This window comes from Streptomyces sp. NRRL S-495, from assembly GCF_000966955.1.
GTDB lineage: Bacteria > Actinomycetota > Actinomycetes > Streptomycetales > Streptomycetaceae > Kitasatospora > Kitasatospora purpeofusca.
In genome coordinates this window covers 1-4,922 of record NZ_JZWY01000716.1, presented here as the reverse complement: position 1 = coordinate 4,922, position 4,922 = coordinate 1, and the positions used below count along the sequence as shown (strand labels likewise).

The window sequence follows — 4,922 nt, the reverse complement described above, 5'->3', positions numbered from 1 at the left end:
GATCCGGATCGAATCGAAATTGGTATCGCCATTGACCTGGAATCGGAGGCCGTTCCATTCCCCAGAGGCCGGCCGGACCGAATCAGATCAGCCGCGACGGCGCCCCGTCCGCCCCCGCCCCGGCGATCCCGTGCCACCCGCTCAGCACGGACGCCAGGTCCTCCGCCAACCGCCCGGCATCGGCCGGGTCCAGCTGCGCGACCGTGACCCGCAGCCCGGGCGGCGACTGGAGCCGGTAGCGCGCGCCCGGCGCCACGACCCAGCCGCGCTGCACCAGGGCGGCCAGTGCGACGGCCTCGTCCGGCACCGGCACCCAGACGTTCAGCCCGCTCGCCCCGTGCGCCGCGACGCCGCGCGCGGCCAGTTCGCCGATCAGCGCCCCCCGGCGCGCCCGGTAGGCACCGGCCACCCGCTCCACCGGCGCGGCGTCGGTGCGCCACAGCTCGGCCACCGCGTGCTGGAGCAGATGGCTGACCCACCCGGCACCCAGCCGCTGGCGCCCGAGCACCCGTCCGACGGTGTCCTCGTCGCCCACCGCGACCGAGAGCCGCAGGTCCGGCCCGTAGGCCTTGGCCGCCGAGCGCACCACCGCCCAGTGCCGCGAGCCCGCGCCGGCCAACGGGTGATAGGGCTGATCGACGATGCCGTGTCCGTGGTCGTCCTCGATCAGCAGCACGTCCGGACGGGCGGACAGGACGGCGCGCAGCTCCCCGGCCCGCCCGGCGGTGAGGTGACGACCACCGCCCGGGCGCCGCCGTCCAGCGCCTCGGCGAGCGCACCGGGCAGCGGGCCGGCGTCGTCGAGCCGGACCGGCGCCGCGCGCAGGCCGAGCGCCGGCAGCAGGTCCAGCAGGCTGCCCCAGCCCGGGTCCTCGACGGCGACGGCGTCACCGGGGCGCAGCCGGGTGACCAGGATCCGCTCGATGGTGTCCAGCGAGCCGGAGGCGACGGCGATCGGCCCGGAGGGCAGGCCGTCCGCGGCGAAGGCCGCGCCGGCCAGCGCGAGCAGTCCGGGGTCGGCGACCGGGTCCCCGTAGCGGACCGGTTCGCGGCGGGCGGCCTCGGCGGCGGCCGCGAGGGCCCGGGTGAGGTCGGGCAGCAGCGCCGGGTCGGGGTTGCCGTGGGAGAGGTCGCGGGCGTGCGCCGGGACGGGCAGCCGGATCTCGTCGCGCGGGGTGTGGGCGGGGCGCGGCCGGATCCGGCTGCCCTTGCGGCCGGCGGTCTCGATCACCCCCCGGTCGCGGAGCAGCCGGTAGGCGGCGGCCACGGTGTTGGGGTTGACGCCGAGTTCGGCCGCGAGGTCGCGCAACGGCGGCAACGGCGTCCCGGGGGCGAGTTGTCCACCGCTGACGCCCCGCTCGATCTCGGCCGCAATCTCGCTGGCACGCCGACCGGTGATCCGATAGTCTCCTAGCACAAAACAGAGTATGCACTAGTACATAGAGGTTGTCATGTCGACAGTACCGGACAACGACACGTCCTACGCCCGCACCCCGCGCACCACCCCCACCCGCTACAAGGACCGGGCCACCTGGGAGCGCGAGGCGATCCACGCGGTCCTGGACGCCACCTACCTCTGCCACCTCGGCTTCGTCGTCGACGGCGCGCCGGTCGTGCTGCCCACCATCCACGCCCGGGTCGGCGACCGCCTCTACGTGCACGGTTCCACGGGCAGCCGGCCGCTGCGCGGCGCCCGGGGCGAGCAGGGCCTGCCGGTCTGCCTCACCGTCACCCTGGTCGACGCGCTGGTGCTGACCAAGTCGGCCTTCAACCACTCGGTCAACTTCCGCTCGGTGGTGGCGCACGGCACCGCGTACCAGGTCACCGACCCCGAGGAGCTGGGCATCGCGCTGGACGCCCTGGTCGACCAGGTCGTGCCCGGCCGCTCCGCCGAGGTCCGCCCGGCCAACGCCAAGGAACTCGCCGCCACCGCGGTGATCCGGCTCGACCTCGACGAGGTCTCGGCCAAGAGCCGGACCGACCTCGCCGCCGACGACGCCGAGGACCTCGACCTGCCCTACTGGGCCGGCCTGGTCCCGGTCACCAGCGGCTACGGCACACCCCTGCCGGACGCCTCCACCACCGTGCCGCTCCCCGCGAACCTGCGCGCGCTCACCGCCCCGAGCCCCGCCCCCGACCCGAGTAGCGACCCCGACCCGAGCACCGGGGCCGACGACTCCACCCGCTCCGCCGGCTGACCGGGGGCCCCGATGCTGATCCGTTCCTGGGACCGCGGCGACGAAGCCGAATGGCGCGCCTGGCTCGCCGAGGGCCGCGACTTCGGCCTGCTCGCCGCCAACGGCGGGCCGGGCCAAGGCCCGGTACTCGTCCCCACCCACTTCCTGCTGGACGCCGACCGCGGCGAGATCCTGCTCCACCTCGCCGCCCCCAACCCCCTGCTCCCGGCCGTCCGGGCCGACCCGGAGGTCACCCTCGCGGTCACCGACGACTACGCCTTCGCCCCCGGCCACTGGCGCGGCGAACCCGGCACGCCGACCAGTTACTACGCCTCGGTGCACTTCCACGCCACCGCGTCACTGGTCACCGACCCGACCGGCAAGGCGGAGATCCTCAACCGCCAGCTAACCCACTTCCAGCCCGAGCGCCCGGACGTCCGGGTCACCCCCGGCGAGGGGGAGTTCGCCCGGCTGCTCCCCGGCCTGACCGGGCTGCGCCTGACCGTCCGCGAGGTCCGCGCCAAGTTCAAGTACGACGACAAGAAGCCGGCCGCCGAGCAGTACGCGATGGCCGACCGGCTCGCCGAGCGGGACCGGGGCGTGGACGCCGGGGCCCGCACCCAGCTGCTGCGCCGCAACGCCCGCCGCTCCGGCGCGGTCCGGAGGACACGCCCCGGGCCCGTTCCCCCGGACCGCGCGATCAACTGACGCTCCATCACCCGTTCGGCCCATTCATCGAGGCACCGCCGCCCGGGCACTGGTCGAATGTGAGCCGAACCCTGCCCGCTCGGCCGCGCGGACGGGACCGTCGACCCGGGGAGCGTGCGTGTCCAGGACCCAGACCCATCCGGCATCCGGCGAGGCGCACCTCGGGCACGTCGTCTTCATCTCGGCCGCCGCCGCGATGGGCGGGTTCCTGTTCGGCTACGACAGCGCCGTGATCAACGGTGCGGTGACGGGCATCCAGAAGCACTTCGGGGTCGGCAACGGCACGACGGCCTTCGTGGTCGCGATCGCCCTGCTCGGCTCGGCGGCCGGGGCGGTCGTGGCCGGGCGGCTCGCCGACCACCTGGGCCGGGTGCGCACCATGCTGCTGGCCGCGGCCCTGTTCGCGATCAGCGGCCTCGGCTCGATGTTCCCGCCGAACCTGGAGCTGCTGGCCACCTGGCGGGTGGTCGGCGGCGTGGCGATCGGCATCGCCTCGGTGATCGCGCCGACGTACATCGCCGAGGTCGCCCCGACCGCCTACCGGGGCCGGCTGGCCTCGTTCCAGCAGATGGCGATCGTGCTCGGCATCACCGTCTCCCAGCTCGCCAACTGGGCGCTCAACCAGGCCGCCGGCGGCGAGTCCACCGGCCACCTCGGCGGCATCCAGGCCTGGCAGTGGATGCTCGGCGTGGAGACGATCCCGGCCCTGGTCTACGGACTGATGGCGATGTCCATCCCCGAGTCGCCGCGCTATCTGATCGCCGACAACCGGGAGCAGCAGGCTCGCAAGGTGCTGCTGGAGGTCGAGGGCGAGGGTGTCGACCTGGACGCCCGGGTGGCCGAGATCCACTCGGTGCTGGCGTCCACCCACAAGCCCCGGCTCAAGGACCTGCTGGGCGGCCGGTTCGGGCTGCTGCCGATCGTCTGGGTCGGTATCGGCGCCTCGGTGTTCCAGCAGTTCGTCGGCATCAACGTAATCTTCTACTACTCCTCCTTCCTCTGGCAGTCGGTCGGCATCAACGAGTCGAACTCACTGCTGATCAGCCTCTCCACCTCGATCGTCAACGTGGTCGGCACGGTGATCGCGATGGCCCTGGTCGACCGGATCGGCCGCAAGCCGCTCGCCCTGGCCGGCTCGGCCGGGATGGCCGCCGCACTGGCCACCGCCGCCTGGGCGTTCTCCTACCGGCAGGGCACCGGCGACTCCGCCACCCTGGACGACACCTACGCGACGGTCGCGCTGGTCGCCGCGCACGTCTTCGTGTTCTGCTTCGCGTTCTCCTGGGGCGTGGTGGTCTGGGTCCTGCTCGGCGAGATGTTCCCCAACCGGATCCGCGCGCTCGCGCTGTCGGTCGCCGCCTCCGCCCAGTGGATCGCCAACTGGGCGATCACCGTCAGCTTCCCCGACCTCGCCGACTGGAACCTCTCGGCGACCTACGTCATCTACACGGTCTTCGCGCTGCTCTCCATCCCGTTCGTGGCCTTCTGCATCAAGGAGACCAAGGGCCGCGCCCTGGAGGAGATGGGCTGACCGCCCCGCCCGACCGGCCGCGCTACCGGCCCCCGACCAACCCCGCACCGGCCCCCGACCCGCCGCCGCGCCCGGCGGCCCGTCCCCCGAGAGGAAGCCATGCCTGACCAGGGCGGCTCCCGGCAGAACGTCACCTTCCCCAGCGGCGGCCACCAGGCCCACGGCTATCTGGCCCGTCCTCCCCAGGGCGTCGGCCCCGGCCTGGTGGTGGTCCAGGAGTGGTGGGGCCTGACCCCGTACCTGGCCGACGTGGCGGACCGGTTCGCCGCCGAGGGCTTCACCGTCCTCGCACCGGACCTCTTCGGCGGCGCGACCAGCCACGACCGCGCCGAGGCGGCCCGGCTCGAGCGCGAGCTGCCGGTCGAGCGGGCGGTGCGGGACCTCGGCGGAGCGGTCGACCTGCTGCTCGGCCTGGACGGCGTGGTCGGCGACGCGGTCGGCGTGGTCGGCTTCTGCATGGGCGGCGGCTTCGCCCTGCTGCTGGCCGCCGCCGAGGGCGACCGGGTG

At 74.1% G+C, this 4,922-nt stretch carries 3 protein-coding genes and 2 pseudogenes; 4 read left to right on the top strand and 1 reads right to left on the bottom strand.

Features of this window, described 5'->3' with window-relative positions; genetic code table 11:
* Positions 1-82: 82 nt before the first annotated feature.
* Positions 83-1,416, bottom strand: a pseudogene (locus tag VR45_RS31670) (aminotransferase class I/II-fold pyridoxal phosphate-dependent enzyme).
* Positions 1,417-1,450: 34 nt separating this feature from the next.
* Here VR45_RS31670 and VR45_RS31665 point away from each other — a divergent pair.
* From VR45_RS31665 to VR45_RS31650, 4 genes and pseudogenes are all read left to right on the top strand, one after another.
* The gene (locus VR45_RS31665; protein ID WP_078897012.1) at positions 1,451-2,197 is read left to right on the top strand and encodes a pyridoxamine 5'-phosphate oxidase family protein; all 747 of its coding nucleotides are present in this window, start codon (positions 1,451-1,453) and stop codon (positions 2,195-2,197) included.
* Positions 2,198-2,209: 12 nt separating this feature from the next.
* Complete coding sequence (locus VR45_RS31660) at positions 2,210-2,884, top strand: FMN-binding negative transcriptional regulator (protein WP_045943318.1); 675 nt, start codon at positions 2,210-2,212, stop codon at positions 2,882-2,884.
* A 118-nt stretch (positions 2,885-3,002) separates the two neighbouring features.
* On the top strand, positions 3,003-4,415 hold the full coding sequence (locus tag VR45_RS31655) for a sugar porter family MFS transporter (protein WP_045943317.1): 1,413 nt from the start codon (positions 3,003-3,005) through the stop codon (positions 4,413-4,415).
* A pseudogene (locus tag VR45_RS31650) lies at positions 4,412-4,922 on the top strand (alpha/beta fold hydrolase); the annotation flags it as partial. The gene VR45_RS31655 and the pseudogene VR45_RS31650, both read left to right, overlap by 4 nt.

Coding starts and splice junctions, on each gene's coding strand:
- VR45_RS31660 (WP_045943318.1), top strand. CDS start 2,210: ATGCTGATCCGTTCCTGGGACCGCGGCGACGAAGCCGAATGGCGCGCC.
- VR45_RS31665 (WP_078897012.1), top strand. CDS start 1,451: ATGTCGACAGTACCGGACAACGACACGTCCTACGCCCGCACCCCGCGC.